Origin of the sequence: Rhodococcus sp. NPDC056516, assembly GCF_042794655.1 — a bacterium.
In the GTDB taxonomy this organism is placed as follows: Bacteria; Actinomycetota; Actinomycetes; order Mycobacteriales; family Mycobacteriaceae; genus Rhodococcus_F.
In genome coordinates, this window is the sequence record NZ_JBHTTG010000002.1 from 491,408 (window position 1) to 506,981 (window position 15,574).

Sequence of the window (15,574 nt, forward strand, 5' to 3'; positions counted from 1 at the left end):
CATGCGCTGGACTCGCCGCAGTGGAGGCGGCACCGGAACCACGAACTGAACGGTAGAATGATCAACTGACGAAGGGGTTGAGTGTGAAGGATCTAGTCGACACCACGGAGATGTATCTCCGGACGATCTACGACTTGGAAGAAGAGGGCGTAGTCCCACTCCGGGCGCGGATCGCCGAACGGCTCGAACAGAGCGGACCCACCGTCAGCCAGACAGTTGCGCGTATGGAGCGCGACGGCTTGCTGATGGTCGCCGGCGATCGACATCTGGAACTCACCGACAAGGGTCGCGATCTCGCGATCTCTGTCATGCGTAAGCACCGGCTGGCAGAGCGCCTGCTGGTGGACGTCATCGGTCTCAAATGGGAAGACGTACATGCCGAGGCATGCCGTTGGGAGCACGTGATGAGCGAGGAGGTCGAGCGTCGGCTCGTCGTCGTTCTGAACAACCCCACGACGTCGCCCTACGGCAACCCGATTCCGGGGTTGGACCAGTTGGGACTCGACGGCCCGGTTGCCACCACCGAAACATTGGTGCGCCTGACCGATATTCCGCACGGCGCACAGACAGCTGTGGTCGTTCGGCGACTCGCCGAGCACGTGCAGTCCGATCCCGAAGTGATCGCGCAGCTGCGTGACGCCGGCGTCGTTCCCGACGCCAGGGTGACGGTCGAAACCCGTCCGGGCTCGGTGACCATCATCGTGCCGGGTCACAGCGGATTCGACCTGTCCGAGGAAATGGCTCACGCCGTTCAGGTCAAGCAGGTCTGAGGAAGTAGTAGATGAAACTCCTGGTCACCGGCGGCGCCGGTTACGTCGGCAGTGTGTGCAGCACTGTGTTGCTCGAGCGTGGGCACGAAGTCGTCGTCATCGACGACCTCTCCACCGGAAATGTCGACGCGGTGCCTGCCGGTGCCGAGTTCATCGAAGGGGACGTGGGGGCTCTGGCTGCCGAGATCCTCGGTAGTGCGGGTTCACCGGTTTTCGACGGCGTACTTCACTTCGCGGCGCAGTCGCTGGTCGGCGAATCGGTGCTGCACCCCGAAAAGTACTGGCGCGGAAACGTCGTCACGACCATCGAGTTGCTCGAGGCGATCCGTATCTCAGGTACTCCCCGCCTCGTGTTCTCCTCCACCGCCGCAACGTACGGCGAACCGGAGCAGTCCCCGATCGTGGAGACCGCTCCGACCCGCCCTACCAATCCGTACGGCGCGACAAAGCTCGCGATCGATCATGCGATCACCTCGTACTCGATCGCTCACGGCCTCGGCGCGACCAGCTTGCGCTACTTCAACGTCGCGGGCGCATACAAGTCCGCCGGCGAGAACCGAGTGATCGAAACCCACCTGATTCCGCTCGTCCTGCAGGTCGCGCTCGAGCAGCGAGACAAGATCTCGGTCTTCGGAACCGACTGGCCCACGCCGGACGGAACCGCAGTACGCGACTACATCCACGTGCTGGACCTTGCCGAAGCGCATCTCCTGGCTCTCGAATCCTCGATTCCCGGCGAGCACCGCATCTACAACCTCGGAAGCGGTGCGGGCTTCAGCGTGCGCGAGGTGATCGCTGCCTGTGCGCGGGTCACCGGCCTGCCGATCAACGTCGAAGACGCGTCACGACGCCTGGGTGATCCGGCCGTACTGATCGCGTCGAGCGACAAGGCGATTGCCGAGTTGGGTTGGACGCCCACGCGTACCGATCTCGATGTCATCGTCGCCGATGCATGGCAGTTCCTCCAGGATCTGGGCGACCGTTCGCACGCAGCTCGCTAGACTCCACTCGGCAGTGCCGGCGGTAAGCCGCCGATTCCGAGCGATTCCCCGATGGACAATCCGACGGCCGCGAGGTCTCGGATCCCGTCGGGGCGCACGCCGGATTGAAGGGATAAATCCAGCAATCCGGCCAAGGTGTGTTCCGAATCGGCCGAAAGTGCGGCCGACAGTGCAACACCTGCCAGAGGACCGTCTCCGCGCACGTATGCGAAGAACCCGAGAAGTGTTGCCGGCCAGGCTCGTTCGGGAGAAGGCACTTCATGAGTGAGTACGAGCCACAATTGCTCGGCGGCTGCCGCAACTGACGTGATCGCCAATCCCAGCACCACGTCACGCACGTGAACATCCGTCAATGCGACCACCAGATCTGCGCATTCCTGCGGGTCCGGGTAAGAGCCTGCCTCCGCACGGCGGACATGTTCCAACACCAGGTCGACCCGGCGCTGGACTGCGGCATCACCGCCTGATCCCCCGCCGTACGCACTCGATTCTCTTCCGCCGGCGATCAGTCGCGCAATCGTCTCGTGATTGCGGCCGGCACCGTGTACCCAGTGGACCAGTTCCTCACGCGAACTGCGAATGACCCTCCCTCCCAACACCTGCGCCGCCGCGACCGGCGAGGATGCCGGGTCAGGCACGGTGCCACGGTGAATCGAACGCATGACGCTCGCCCATGGTCGACCGGATTCTATTGCGGCCGTGCATAATACGTCGGCCAGCTCGACACAGGTTCCGGCGAGCATGTCTTCGAATACCTCGGCCAGCTCGATGGTTTCGTCGAGAAGAGTTTCACCGATCGAGCAATCGGTGATCACCACGAGGACGACTGCGCGCGCGCCCTCCCCGTCGCACACGGCGGCGAACTGCCGCAGCGCCGCACTCATCTGCCGCGCAGGCTTCCCCCCGGCGCTGGGAAAGTAGTCGTGTCGCATCACCGGGCCGAGCGTCGATGCGGAGCTGCCCATCAGCGACAGCGCAACAACAGAGTTGGACGGATGAAATCCCAGGAGTGCGGGTATTGCCGCGATCAATTCCCCTGGATCGGAGACGCGTTCGACGCGTCCGAGAAGGGCGGCAAGATCGTCGTCGGAGAATTCGAATTCTCCCGGAAGAGGTGATGTTGTCATGCACAGACCGTCGCTGATCACCCCGACCCGGCGCTCTGCTCGACCAGGGAAAACAGCTGCCTCGAAGTTATCTGTGGATTACCGCTTTTGTTGGGGACCGAGTACCGCGCCGCACCGAACAGTTCCGCTCCTTGTCGGACCTGTGTGCTGCGAAATCACTTACCTGCTTTGACCTTCTGTACCGCTGCCGTGAACGCTTGATCCAACGGTGCCGTCGACGGTGTCGCAGAACCGAACGTCATCAGTGTTGTCGCCACCCGTACGTCGCCGACCTGCGCGACCAAGGTCAGCATCGTCTGATCGCCGGCTGCGGCCTTGGGGGAAACGACTGTGCGGCGAAGTGACATCGTCTTGTCGGCATCGATCGGCGAGGGCGGAAGAATTTCCGTAGTCACAGTTGTGGTGACACCATTCGCTGTAACTGTCATGGACGGGCACTGCCGAGTTTGCGCTTCCAACTCGCCCAGTGGTGCGTCGACCTTCGTGAGTTCGACCGAAATGGTCGCCCTCGTCGCGTTGTCGGTCCCGACCGCCATCACGGTCCCGTTCGGGCCGTAGTCCTGTTCCGGTGGCTCACATTCGGATGGATCGACGGTGGCACCGCGCGGGACGCCGACAAGATCCGGCGCTGCCATCGGAACGGCCTGCGGCGGCAGCACGACGGCATCGAACGGTGTGGGAAATTCCGCCGGAGTGAGAAGCAATTCCGACAGCGATGCCGCTGTTTTCGGAGTAGAAGATTTGGGGGCCGATGTCTTGGGCGCGGCCGTCGTACTCGGCCCCTCGGAGCCGCTGTCGGTCGCACCGGCTGTTGCGGGCGCGGAGTCCGGGACGGGTGCACCTTGAACCGATCCGGAGCAGCCCGCGAGCAGTGCGGCGGCGGCCACGGCCGCAAACGAACATGCTGCCACTCGCCTGAACGATCGTGGACACACTCGCATGTAAGCCTCCGCACTCGACCTCGACCGATCCGGACAATCGACCGGTCCATTTCGGACAAATCGGCCGCGCCGACCTTGTGTTCCACTCTGCCATGCCCGAAGCCGCGCACCGGACATCTGCCGAACGCCCAGGCCAAGTGTCGAAAGATACGGCTCAGCTTCGCTCTCGGCGAACGCCCGTCTCGTCGGATCGGGAATGATCGGTCACCGACTCGGTGTTCTTACCGATGAACGTCTGATCCAGTGCTGTCGGGCACCTGACTCCGATGCTGTCGAGCGTGCGCCGATAGTGGACACTTGAGATCAAGACCGAAGAGCGAAGGGGACTGCGATGGACGAACAGTCGAGGATGTACGAGCTGGAATTCCCGGCGCCCCAACTGGCGGCTGCCGACGGCCAGGGACCGATCCTGATTCACGGACTCGAGGGTTACTCCGACGCAGGCCATGCCGTGAAATTGGCAACAACTCATCTGCGGGAAAGCCTGGAAACCGAACTTGTCGCGTCGTTTGCTGTCGACGAGCTGATCGACTACCGCTCGCGTCGACCGACGATGACTTTCAAGGCCGATCATTTCTCCGACTACGACGCACCGGCCCTCAATCTGTACGCATTGCGCGATACGACCGGCACGCCGTTTCTGCTGCTCGCCGGCATGGAACCGGACCTCAAGTGGGAGCGCTTCACCACGGCCGTTCGCTTGCTGTCCGAACAGCTCGGCGTACGTCGAACCATTGGCCTCAATGCCATTCCGATGGCGATTCCCCACACCCGGCCGCTGGGCGTGACAGCACATTCGACCAACAAGGACCTCATCCAGGACCATCAGCGCTGGTCCGGTGAACTGCAGGTTCCAGGTAGTGCGTCGTCCCTGCTCGAGCTTCGTATGTCTCAGCACGGCCACGAGGCGATGGGCTTTTCGGTTCACGTGCCCCACTACCTCGCGCAGACCGACTACCCGGGCGCAGCAGAGACTTTGCTCGAAAACGTTTCCGAGGTTTCGGATCTGGAACTTCCCCTGGCGGCTTTGGGTGAGGCCGCGGCACGCGTTCGGGAACAGGTTAACGAGCACATAGCCGGGAACGAAGAAGTTCAGACTGTAGTCCACGCTTTGGAGCGGCAATACGACACTTTTGTCGCCGCTCAGGAACAACAGTCGTCACTTCTGGCCGGCGAAGCCGACCTGCCCAGCGGCGACGAGATCGGCGCAGAGTTCGAAAAGTTCCTGGCCGAACAGGCCGGAAACGACGATTTCGGCTCAGCTGGAGACGCCGATCGGGGCGACAACTGACCAAAACGTGACGGGTGGAGCGCATAATTCGACATTGTGCGCATTCCGCAACCCCTCCGTTACCTGGGCTGTTGTTCAGGACACATCCGTCGGATAGCCTCGAACTCTGTGGGATTTTCGTTGACGGCTCAACAACTGGAGCAGACAGTCAACGTGGTTTCACGCTGAGCCAGGAGGCGACATGAGCAGACCACGGAACCGTCAGCTCCGACCGGTCCCCGACGAGGAACCGCGGATGATGTTCCGGACCATTCACGGTTACCGACGCGCATTTCGGATAGCCGGAGAGGGCCCGGCAGTACTGCTCCTGCACGGAATCGGCGACAACTCCTCGACGTGGACCGAGATCATTCCCCACCTCGCCAAGAAGTACACCGTAATCGCGCCTGACCTGTTGGGTCACGGCCGCTCCGACAAGCCGCGCGCCGACTATTCGGTAGCCGCGTACGCCAACGGGATGCGTGATCTTCTGTCGACGCTCGGTATCGAGCACGTCACCGTCATCGGGCATTCGCTCGGTGGCGGCGTAGCGATGCAGTTCTCGTACCAGTTCCCGCACATGGTCGATCGCCTCGTGTTGGTGTCGGCCGGTGGTGTCACCAAGGATGTTCACCCGCTGCTGCGGCTCATGTCGGTTCCGGTGGTCAACGAGGTCGTCAAACTGCTTCGGATTCCCGGTGCTATGCCGCTCGTCCGGATGGCCGGAAACCTTGCCGGTGTCGTCCACGGTTCGAATCTGCGCCCCGGCACCATGCTGCACGACACTCCGGACCTGATTCGAGTGCTCGCTGATCTCCCCGACCCCACTGCCTACGAGGCCTATCTTCGTACTCTGCGGGCAGTCGTGGACTGGCGCGGACAGGTCGTCACGATGCTCGACCGCTGTTACCTGACCGAGAATCTGCCGGTTCAACTGATCTGGGGCGACGACGACTCCGTCATTCCCGTCTCCCACGCTCACCTCGCGCACGCGGCGATGCCGAACTCACGTCTCGAAATCTTCCGTGGCTCGGGACACTTCCCGTTCCGCGACGATCCGATGCGTTTCCTGCAGATCGTCGAAGATTTCCTTTCCAGCACAGCGCCGCTCGTTTTCGACGAGGCCCGCTGGCGTCACATGCTGATCTCCGGTGTCGGCGAGAACACCATCACCGGAACGTCGTCCACCCGCATGGCAGTGCTCGACGCCATGGGCTCGGACGAGCGAAGCGCAACCTGATCCGCGGTTGCGGCTAGCCTGTACGAGTGCTGCTGACGGAACTTCTCCCCGACAACGCGGATCCTGATTCCGTTTTCGACGCTTTCTCCTCGTGGACCCTCGAACGAGGTTTGACGCTCTATCCTGCCCAGGAAGAGGCCGTCATGGAGTTGGTCTCGGGTGCAAACGTGATCCTCGCGACGCCGACCGGGTCCGGCAAGTCGATGGTGGCGATCGGCGCGCATTTCTACGCGATGTCGCTCGGCAAGCGTACGTATTACACGGCGCCGATCAAGGCGCTGGTGAGCGAGAAGTTCTTTGCGCTCTGTGAGGTCTTCGGTGCCGAGAACGTCGGCATGATGACCGGCGACGCCGCCGTGAACTCGTCGGCGCCGATCATTTGTGCGACGGCCGAGATCGTCGCGAATCTTGCACTGCGCGAGGGCCCGAACTCCGATATCGGCCAGGTCGTGATGGACGAGTTCCACTTCTACTCCGAACCCGATCGCGGTTGGGCGTGGCAGGTTCCGCTCATCGAGTTGCCGCACGCGCAGTTCCTGTTGATGTCGGCAACTCTCGGCGAGGTCGACTTCTTCTCCGAGGATCTGACGCGCCGTACCGGCAAGCCCACCACGGTCGTCTCCGGTACGGAACGCCCCGTGCCCCTGATGTTCTCGTACGCGACCACACCGGTCGGCGAAACCATCGAAGATCTGGTCACCACCAACCAGTCCCCCGTCTACATCGTGCATTTCACGCAGGCCGCCGCGCTCGAACGCGCCCAGGCACTGACGAGCGTCAACTTCTGTTCCAAGGAAGAGAAGGAAGCGATCGCCGAGGCGCTGGGTGGTTTCCGCTTCACCACCGGTTTCGGAAAGACACTCTCCCGCCTGGTCCGGCACGGCATCGGCGTTCACCATGCCGGCATGTTGCCCAAGTATCGACGGCTCATCGAAGTCCTCGCGCAGGACGGACTGCTCAAGGTCATCTGCGGTACCGACACCCTCGGCGTCGGCATCAACGTCCCGATCCGCACGGTCCTGCTCACCGGCCTGGCCAAATACGACGGCGTCCGCACCCGCCATCTGAAAGCCCGCGAATTCCATCAGATCGCCGGCCGTGCGGGTCGCGCGGGCTACGACACCATGGGCACCGTCGTCGTCCAGGCACCCGAACACGAGGTGGAGAATCTACGGGCCGTCGCCAAGGCCGGCGACGATCCGAAGAAGATCAAGAAGATTCAACGCAAGAAGGCTCCCGAGGGGTTTGTGTCCTGGAGCGAGGCGACGTTCGACCGATTGGTCGCGGCATCGCCGGAGCCGTTGGTGTCGCGATTCTCGGTCAGCAACTCGATGTTGCTCAATGTCATTGCCCGACCGGGCAACTGCTTCGACGCGATGCGACATCTGTTGGAGGACAACCACGAATCGCGTCCGGCGCAACGCAAGCACATCCTCAAAGCGATCTCGCTGTATCGCGGATTGCTCAGTGCCGGCATCGTGGAACGCCTCGACGAACCCGACGAGTACGGCCGGATGGCTCGGTTGACCATGGACTTGCAGCGCGACTTCGCGCTCAACCAGCCGCTCTCACCATTCGCTTTGGCGGCATTCGAGCTTCTCGACGTCGAATCCGACAGTTACGCACTCGATGTCGTCTCGATCATCGAGTCGACGCTCGACGATCCGCGTCAGGTTCTGATGGCGCAGCAGCATTTCGCCCGCGGCGAAGCGGTGGCACAGATGAAGGCCGACGGCATCGAGTACGAGGAGCGCATGGAACTCCTCGAAGAGGTGACCTGGCCGAAACCGTTGTCGGACTTGCTGTTCCCGGCTTTCGAGATGTACCGCGGTGGCCATCCGTGGATCACCGAGTTCGCCCTCTCGCCCAAGTCCGTGGTTCGCGACATGATCGAACGCGCCATGACGTTCGCGGAGTTGATCAGCCATTACGGACTCACCCGGTCCGAGGGTCTCGTCCTGCGCTACCTCGCCGACGCCTACCGCGCGCTGCGACAGACCGTCCCGACGGAAGCGCGCACCGAGGAACTCGAAGACATCATCGAGTGGTTGGGCGAGCTGATCCGCCAGGTCGACTCGAGCCTGCTCGACGAATGGGAGTCACTCACCGACCCCGGAGCCGAGGCAGACACGGAAGAGGTTGCGTTCGGCGCCGACATTCCCCGTCCCATCTCGGCGAACCCACGCGCATTCCGCGTCATGGTGCGCAATGCGATGTTCCGACGCATCGACCTCGCGTCGCGTCGGCAGTGGAACGAGCTCGAAAACCTCGAAGACGGTATCGACGCCGCCGAGTGGGAAGAGCAACTACTTCCGTACTTCGAGGAGTACGCAACTATCGGAACCGGGCCGTCAGCGCGCGGGCCCGCGCTCTTCCAGGTCACTGAAGAAGGCGAGTTCTGGCGGGTGCGGCAGGTGCTCGAGGATCCGGAAGGTGATCACGGCTGGGCGCTGCTCGCCGTTGTCGACATCCCCGAATCTGATGCTGCGGGCGAAATTGTGTTCGACGAGCTCAGCGTCGTAGAAGGCTAGCGCCTGTGCGCCTTTTCGGTAGTCGGCGCTACCAAAAAGGCGCACAGGGGCGTCAGCCCCTCTTTGCTTTTCGCGGCTGGTTGCGACGGGCTGCGTGCTTTTCCTTGATCCGAACGTTCTCGGCCCGCACGTCGGCCTGAACAGCGCGTTCCTTCTCGAGCCACTCGGGCTTCTCTTCGAGGAGAGCGGCGATCTGATCCGTGGTGAGTGCTTCTTCGACGCCACCGCGAGCGAGGCCGGCGATCGAAATGCCCAGCTTGGCGGCGATGACCGGGCGCGGGTGTGGTCCGGTGCGTCGCAGCTCCAGCAGCCACTCCGGCGGATCGGTCTGCAGAGCGGTCAGCTCGTCACGAGTCACGTCGCCTTCCTGGAACTGCGCAGGTGTTGCTTCCAGGTACACACCCAGCTTCTTGGCAGCCGTCGTCGGCTTCATCGTCTGGGGAGTTTTGTTCGACGTCATGCAACAAGAGTAACCAGCCGATACGGGTGCTTTTACCAAGGCGGTAGCCTTGCCTGGTGACAGACGCGGATAGTCAGGCAATTTTTCGACTCGCGTACGCCCCGGGGGTGACGCCCACCAAGTGGGTCCGGGTGTGGCACGAGCGACTCCCCGAGGTGCGTCTGGAGCTTGTTCAGTTCCCCGTTCTCGAACTCGAAGCGGCGCTTCGCGCAGGTGAAGCAGATGCAGGTTTGGTTCGCTTGCCGATCGACCGGACCGGTATCAGCGCGATCTCCCTGTACGCGGAAACCCCAGTGGTGGTGGTACCGAAAGATCACGTATTCACCGCTGTCGAACAAATCTCCGTCGACGACTTGGCAGACGAAATAGTGCTCGATCCGCTCGACGACAGACTCGACTGGCCGACACGTCCAGGCAAGGCCGCCGCCGAAAGACCCGCGAGTATCGCCGATGCCATCGAATTGGTAGCCGCGGGCGTCGGCGTAGTCGTTGTTCCCCATTCGCTGGCGCGGTTCCACCATCGCAAGGACCTGACCTTCCGTCCGGTGGACGGTGCACCCGAAGCTCCTGTGGCTTTGGCATGGTTGGAGTCCAAGACCACAGATCTGGTGGAGGAACTGATCGGCATCGTGCGGGGGCGCACGGCACAGAGTTCCCGCGGCCGGAACGGTGAGCCGGCCGAAAAGATCAAGGGCTCTGTCAAAGCAAAGATCGCGGCCCGCGAGCGTCGCGCAGAAGCTGCGAAGAACGGTCAGAAAGCAAAGGGCGCCGGCACCGCAAAGAACATTTCCGGCCGCAACGCCGGTTCCGGAAAAGCCAAGGCCGGTGGCAAATCGGGCAGCGGCAAGTCCGGCGGGACCAAGAGTTCGGGTGGCCGGTTCTCCGGAAAGCAGAAGGGCCGTTAGGGCTTTCACACAACCCCCTCGACCGCGAGGACGATGACGCACCCTTCGAGGTCGGGTCATCTGGCATGCTCTATCCTCGATTCACTGTGATCTCGCAGATGAATTCGGGGGGATTCGTTCATGGGTGTGGATACTTTTTCAGCTGATCCAGCCGAATTGGCAAGTGCTGCGGAGGGGCTGACGGCACCTGCCGAGGAACTCGGTGGATTCTCGGCTTCGGAGGCCGCTACCGCCGCATCGGCCGGAGCCGCCGGGTCGGCGTTCGCTGCAGCCATAGCCGACAACGTCGTCACCGTCGACGAACTCGGCCGCGCAATCGGAGCGGGGATCACTGCTACCCGCACGAAACTGGAAAACTCCGCACGAGAGTTCGCCCGGGTCGACATCGCCAACGGCGCACGGATCGAGGATTCGGGAGACGTGCGATGACACTGTCGATCTCGCAGATCCGATCCTGGAATCTGGACGCCCTCGACAACTATGCCGGCTCCCTGGGCCGCGGGCATGACGTATTCGACAGCAACGTCGACATCGCGCACCGAATCATGGACACCGCAACCAGCAATTGGAGCGGCAGCGCGGCGACCGCAGCGTGGGATTCGGCAACGCAGCAGCATGCCTTCGGGCAAGACGCCGTCGCGATAGTCGGAGACGCCGGGCGCTGTGTCGCAGCGCAATCGGCAAACCTCCGGTACGCCCGCGAAACACTGGTCAGCCGCGTCGACGACGCGAGCGCCGACGGTTTCACCGTCTCTGACGACGGTTCCATCACCGCGACGCCCGCAACTCTGGCGAGCACGGATCCGCGCAAGGTAGAAGCCCGCCTCGAATATCACTCGTGGCGCATCGGCACGGCACTCACGGACGTCGACGAGACCGACGCGAGCGCCGCCAGAATCCTCACGGAGATCACCGCCGCAGGCACCTCGCTCATCGACCGCAAGGCCGATTTCGGGATCCCCGATGCAGCGTCGACCACTCCTTCACATCACGTTCGGTTCGATGGTCAGGGAGCCCACGACTCCGACATTCTCGCGCAGTCCCCAGGCGCAACACCCGAGAGCGAGGCGGCCAAGCAACGGTTGATCGCCGCGACGACTTTCAGTCCGGAACAACAAGCGCAACTTGCTGCCGGCGGGCCCGTGGTCGTGGACCCAGAACAACTCGCCTACCTACGTGAGTTCTACGCCGATACCGACCTCGACGAGCTGAAGGATATCGGTGCAGGAGCCGAAGGATTCCGCACGGTCAACTTCCCCGATGCGAATGTCCCCGCCGACGCGCGAATCACCAGCGCTCTCGCCTCGGGCATGTTCATCGTCTCCAATCCGAACGTCACCGACGGCAACGGCAACATCGGCAACGGGGGCAGCCTCGACAACCTTCCGCCAGACGTCCGCAAAATCTTCAGCGACCCCGCGTACAGCTCGCAACTCCAACCCGGCGGGTACTCCACCACCGTGAACGTCAACCATTTCGACGATTCGAATGCCCTCACGGACATACTTCGAAATGCAGACCCGGCGACACAATCCGGCAGCGCTTTGAGTTCTGCACTGCTCGATCGCAGCGCAGATCTCGCCCCTCTCCAATCGCAAACTTCATCGAGCGCCCCGATGCGATTGGTCTTCGGCGACGACGACCAGCCCGTCAGCAACGATGAGCTCGACTCCAGCCTCACCAAAGCCCTCGACGTTGCCACTCGGGACATACCTTCGAACGCCGACTTCCTCACCACCCCCGCTCATCAGGACGACGTGGTGAATCTGTTCACCCGCGAATGGAACGATGACGGACGAGCCGTCAGCGGCCTCACCGATTGGATCGGACCCGACGCCACCAACTCCAACCCAGCTGTTGCCGAACGGGCCGGCGCCTCTGCCCTTGCACTCGCCCACAATCTCGCCGACAACAAAGGTGCCTACCTCGACATCGCCGGCCTGGACAACAGATCCGTCGGAGAAGTGAATCCCGCGTTGACGCAATCCATCGGTTCCGCGGTGACCCCGTACATCGGGAATCTCGTCGGATTGGAACCCGATCAAACCGGTACCCTCGGTTTCGAAAATCTCGATGCCTACGACGACAGATTCGCCAATGCAAAATCGGTGATCGCGATCATCGACAGCGACCCCCACGCAGCCGCAAGTTTCAATGCGAACATGCTCGGAGCCGCGGGCCAACTCCAAGGGACCTTCGTCGAAACCAGTATGAGCGGAGACATCGCCGCGGGTTCTTCGCAATATGCAATATATGCGGGACGCGTCCAGGCACTGATGGACGGTGCTCTCGAGGAAGAAGCCCTCAACCGAACCGGTGACGCTGCGGCGGCGCAACAGGACATCATCAGCAGACGTGGGAAAACATACGACGAACTCGGTTGGCTGATTTCCGGCGGTGCCGCCATGATCCCAGGCTTCGGACCACCCACCAGCGTTGCATTCAGCATGCTGGGAGTCGAACTCAAAGATCACGTCCTGGGCTCCCCGGTCGAAGTTCCTCCGGCACAACTCAACTTCACAGACCAGAGTTCGGCTTCGACGACCCTTCTCGATTACCGATTGGTTCAGGCACTCGACAACGCCTACGGAAGAGAAGACTTCGAGCAACTGAACGGTTTTCGAGTCAATGGCGATCCGAGCGAATCCCTCAGACCAGTCGATCTGGAGACCCTGGGTCTAAACGGCAAATTCGACAGTACGCTGCAGGACTATTTGACATTTCGGGGATTCAATCGCGATACGTTCATGACCAACATGAGAGACGGACTCGACGATGTCGGATAGATTTCCTGCGTTTACAAGGCGAAACCACCGCGCCGCAACCGCTCTTGCACTGGCATTCAGCATGGGATCATGTATCGCGGGTTGCGCGGCACCCAACTCAACCGAAAACATCAGCGCCACAACCACGCCCGCCGCGTCAAACGTCTATGTACTACCGAGCTACATGACCGACTATCACAACCAATGGCTCGCAGACCCCGGCATCGACCTCTTCAGCGAAGAGGCCACCATAATCCGAGCATTCATAGAATCCGACTACATCGTTGACAGTAGTGGCGATCGCAGCGACGCCTACCACGGGTTCTCGAGAATCACTGCGAACACTCGTGGAACGGTCTCGAGCGATCGCCGCTACGGAGAACCCGCAGACACACCACCACGCGTCTACCGAGGTACCAGCATCAACCGGATCTTGAGTATTCAAACAATTCCCGCCGGATACCCTGGCGATTCGACCGTCGTCGCTTACGCCTGCTCCGACGCCTACGATACCGATTACGACGGCCGCAAACCGGATTCGTCGCGACTCCCGAGCAGTAGTTACGAGATCTGGATGCACAACACCGCTTCTACGGCTACCCCCTACCCTCGATTCGAAGGGACCCGGAATGCACCGGAAGGGGACGTCTTCGGCGGCTGGATCGTCGACAAATTCACCAGCTCCACCAGCGACCGTGTGCAACAGGAGACTTGCTCTGACTGGTTCAAATCGCGTCACGACGGGAATCGACTCCGGATGAGCACCGACTTCACCTCACCCCTCGTCCTCCCCAACTACCCCGGCTGGCCGGAAGGTGCGGCCCGGTAGGGGCCAGGGCAACGGTGCCGCGCCCAAATCTGACCAAGTCAGGACCTCAGCGGCGCTGCGGGACGCATGATGGAGTGATGACGGTTGAAAATTCCCACGCCATGGACGAACTTGTAGCAGCGCTCCCCGAGGGAGCCGTCCTGCTGGATCCGGACGTGACCGCGGGCTACCGCCAGGACTGGGCCGCCGACCCGGCCGCGGGCCACCCCGCTGCCGTGGTTCGCGCAACGTGCACCGAAGACATCCAAACCGTGATGCGATGGGCAACCGCCCACCGCGTTCCGGTGGTTCCCAGAGGCGCAGGCTCGGGCCTGTCCGGTGGATCCAGCGCCGTCGACGGTTGCATCGTGGTCAGCACCGAGCGAATGCGAAAGATCACGATCGACCCGGTCGCCCGGGTGGCGGTTACTCAGCCCGGCTTGATGAACGCCGAGGTCAAGAAAGCCGCCGCAGAGCACGGACTCTGGTACCCACCCGACCCGTCATCCTTCGAAATCTGTTCCATCGGGGGCAATGCAGCTACCAACGCCGGCGGGCTCTGCTGCGTCAAGTACGGAGTTACCACCGACTACGTTCTCGGGCTTCGGGTCGTCCTGGCAGACGGGACAGCGGTCAGCCTCGGTGGCCCACTTCTCAAAGACGTTGCCGGACTCTCACTCACCAAACTGTTCGTGGGCAGTGAGGGCACTCTCGGCATCATCACGGAAATCACGTTGCGTCTGATTCCGGCACAGCCGCCCGCATCGACCGTCGTGGCCTCGTTCGACTCGGTGCAAGAAGCTGCCGACGCAGTCTTGGCGATCACCAGCAACATGCGTCCGGCGATGCTCGAGTTAATGGATCATGCCAGCATCAATGCCGTCGAGGATTCGGTGCGCATGGGTCTGAACCGCAAGGCTCACGCATTGCTGCTCGCGCAGTCCGACGCACCCGGCGCGGCAGGCGTGCTGGAAATCGAGACCATCGTTCAGGCATGCGAAAACAACGGAGCCACCGAGGTATTCGCGACCGACGACCAAGCCGAAGGTGACGCGTTTGCGGCGGCTCGGCGAGCTGTGTTCCCCGCAGTGCTCGCGATGGGGAGTCTGCTTCTCGAAGATGTGGGCGTTCCCATGCGCGCACTCCCCCAGTTGGTGACCGGCGTCGAAGCCATCGCCGACGACCTCGACGTCCTGATCTGCACAGTCGCGCATGCCGGGGACGGAAACACACACCCGCTCATCGTGTTCGACCCCGCTGACCCGGATATGACCGAACGCGCACAGATCGCTTTCGGACGGGTGATGGATCTCGCCATTGCCCTCGGTGGCACGATCACCGGCGAACACGGGGTCGGCCGGCTCAAGCGCGACTGGCTGCCGTCCCAGTTGGGTGAAGACGTCATGGCCCTCAATCGCAAGGTCAAGGATGCCCTCGACCCGCTGGGAATACTCAATCCCGGAGCAGTGATCGCCGCAAAGTAACAACTCCTCGATTCCAAATTCCGGGACGCCGCGGAATCAATTCGCCGCGACTCAGAAGCCCTGTGGTGCAACGACTCGTGAAATCCGCCCAAGGCCCAGGCCTGCACTCCGTCGAACGCGCAAGTTTCTCTGGGCGGACGGGCACGTCCGATATCGCTGTTACCGGCGTCGCGCAGGGGTAGCCCGCCGACGAAACCACGCTGAAACCAACAGTTTTGGTTGCGCCGTGACGAGAGCGGAGCGGACTGTACTTCCACCGGTGGTGTAGTCGC

The 15,574-nt window shown here is 62.3% G+C and carries 13 protein-coding genes; 10 read left to right on the top strand and 3 right to left on the bottom strand.

Annotated elements, in window-relative coordinates; translation table 11 throughout:
* Positions 1–83: 83 nt before the first annotated feature.
* Both ACFQ6Y_RS07315 and galE read left to right on the top strand, forming a co-directional pair.
* Positions 84–770 carry a metal-dependent transcriptional regulator gene (locus ACFQ6Y_RS07315; protein ID WP_003942150.1) on the top strand — a complete coding sequence of 229 codons (687 nt, stop codon included), beginning with the start codon at positions 84–86 and terminating at the stop codon, positions 768–770.
* Positions 771–781: 11 nt separating this feature from the next.
* Complete coding sequence (galE, locus tag ACFQ6Y_RS07320) at positions 782–1,771, top strand: UDP-glucose 4-epimerase GalE (RefSeq protein ID WP_378630610.1); 990 nt, start codon at positions 782–784, stop codon at positions 1,769–1,771.
* Here galE and ACFQ6Y_RS07325 read toward each other — a convergent pair.
* Both ACFQ6Y_RS07325 and ACFQ6Y_RS07330 read right to left on the bottom strand, forming a co-directional pair.
* A complete protein-coding gene (locus ACFQ6Y_RS07325) occupies positions 1,768–2,898 on the bottom strand; it encodes a DUF4192 domain-containing protein (RefSeq protein WP_378630612.1) in 1,131 nt (376 codons plus the stop codon). The genes galE and ACFQ6Y_RS07325 overlap by 4 nt on opposite strands.
* Before the next feature lie 155 nt (positions 2,899–3,053).
* Positions 3,054–3,809, bottom strand: coding sequence for a sensor domain-containing protein (locus tag ACFQ6Y_RS07330; RefSeq protein WP_378630614.1), 756 nt, complete (start codon positions 3,807–3,809; stop codon positions 3,054–3,056).
* A gap of 361 nt (positions 3,810–4,170) precedes the next feature.
* On the opposite strand from ACFQ6Y_RS07330, the gene ACFQ6Y_RS07335 reads away from it, so the two are divergent.
* The 3 genes from ACFQ6Y_RS07335 (at position 4,171) to ACFQ6Y_RS07345 (ending at position 8,880) form a co-directional block, all read left to right on the top strand.
* Positions 4,171–5,130, top strand: coding sequence for a proteasome assembly chaperone family protein (locus ACFQ6Y_RS07335; RefSeq protein WP_378445810.1), 960 nt, complete (start codon positions 4,171–4,173; stop codon positions 5,128–5,130).
* Positions 5,131–5,311: 181 nt separating this feature from the next.
* On the top strand, positions 5,312–6,349 hold the full coding sequence (locus tag ACFQ6Y_RS07340) for an alpha/beta fold hydrolase (RefSeq protein ID WP_019748230.1): 1,038 nt from the start codon (positions 5,312–5,314) through the stop codon (positions 6,347–6,349).
* Positions 6,350–6,375: 26 nt separating this feature from the next.
* Positions 6,376–8,880, top strand: coding sequence for an RNA helicase (locus tag ACFQ6Y_RS07345; protein ID WP_124569740.1), 2,505 nt, complete (start codon positions 6,376–6,378; stop codon positions 8,878–8,880).
* Between the two features lie 52 nt (positions 8,881–8,932).
* Here the strand turns inward: ACFQ6Y_RS07345 and ACFQ6Y_RS07350 are convergent, their stop codons facing one another.
* The gene (locus ACFQ6Y_RS07350) at positions 8,933–9,340 is read right to left on the bottom strand and encodes a DUF5997 family protein (RefSeq protein ID WP_317553060.1); all 408 of its coding nucleotides are present in this window, start codon (positions 9,338–9,340) and stop codon (positions 8,933–8,935) included.
* A 56-nt stretch (positions 9,341–9,396) separates the two neighbouring features.
* Between ACFQ6Y_RS07350 and ACFQ6Y_RS07355 the strand changes: the two genes are divergently transcribed.
* The 5 genes from ACFQ6Y_RS07355 to ACFQ6Y_RS07375 all read left to right on the top strand — a co-directional run bounded on the left by ACFQ6Y_RS07355 (position 9,397) and on the right by ACFQ6Y_RS07375 (position 15,302).
* Positions 9,397–10,245 (top strand): LysR substrate-binding domain-containing protein, encoded by an 849-nt coding sequence (locus tag ACFQ6Y_RS07355; protein WP_378630617.1) that lies wholly within the window; start codon positions 9,397–9,399, stop codon positions 10,243–10,245.
* A 120-nt stretch (positions 10,246–10,365) separates the two neighbouring features.
* The gene (locus tag ACFQ6Y_RS07360) at positions 10,366–10,674 is read left to right on the top strand and encodes a hypothetical protein (protein WP_378533395.1); all 309 of its coding nucleotides are present in this window, start codon (positions 10,366–10,368) and stop codon (positions 10,672–10,674) included.
* Positions 10,671–13,031, top strand: coding sequence for a hypothetical protein (locus tag ACFQ6Y_RS07365; RefSeq protein WP_378630619.1), 2,361 nt, complete (start codon positions 10,671–10,673; stop codon positions 13,029–13,031). Before ACFQ6Y_RS07360 ends, ACFQ6Y_RS07365 begins: the two co-directional genes overlap by 4 nt.
* A gap of 163 nt (positions 13,032–13,194) precedes the next feature.
* On the top strand, positions 13,195–13,839 hold the full coding sequence (locus ACFQ6Y_RS07370) for a hypothetical protein (protein WP_378630621.1): 645 nt from the start codon (positions 13,195–13,197) through the stop codon (positions 13,837–13,839).
* 77 nt (positions 13,840–13,916) lie between these two features.
* Positions 13,917–15,302: an FAD-binding oxidoreductase gene (locus tag ACFQ6Y_RS07375; protein WP_378630623.1), complete on the top strand. Its 1,386-nt coding sequence runs from the start codon at positions 13,917–13,919 to the stop codon at positions 15,300–15,302.
* Positions 15,303–15,574 lie beyond the last annotated feature (272 nt).

Bases quoted from the DNA above. Each gene is read 5' to 3' on its own strand.
- galE (WP_378630610.1), top strand. From the start codon at position 782: ATGAAACTCCTGGTCACCGGCGGCGCCGGTTACGTCGGCAGTGTGTGC.
- ACFQ6Y_RS07325 (WP_378630612.1), bottom strand. From the start codon at position 2,898: ATGACAACATCACCTCTTCCGGGAGAATTCGAATTCTCCGACGACGAT.
- ACFQ6Y_RS07335 (WP_378445810.1), top strand. From the start codon at position 4,171: ATGGACGAACAGTCGAGGATGTACGAGCTGGAATTCCCGGCGCCCCAA.
- ACFQ6Y_RS07340 (WP_019748230.1), top strand. From the start codon at position 5,312: ATGAGCAGACCACGGAACCGTCAGCTCCGACCGGTCCCCGACGAGGAA.
- ACFQ6Y_RS07350 (WP_317553060.1), bottom strand. From the start codon at position 9,340: ATGACGTCGAACAAAACTCCCCAGACGATGAAGCCGACGACGGCTGCC.
- ACFQ6Y_RS07360 (WP_378533395.1), top strand. From the start codon at position 10,366: ATGGGTGTGGATACTTTTTCAGCTGATCCAGCCGAATTGGCAAGTGCT.
- ACFQ6Y_RS07365 (WP_378630619.1), top strand. From the start codon at position 10,671: ATGACACTGTCGATCTCGCAGATCCGATCCTGGAATCTGGACGCCCTC.
- ACFQ6Y_RS07370 (WP_378630621.1), top strand. From the start codon at position 13,195: ATGACCGACTATCACAACCAATGGCTCGCAGACCCCGGCATCGACCTC.
- ACFQ6Y_RS07375 (WP_378630623.1), top strand. From the start codon at position 13,917: ATGACGGTTGAAAATTCCCACGCCATGGACGAACTTGTAGCAGCGCTC.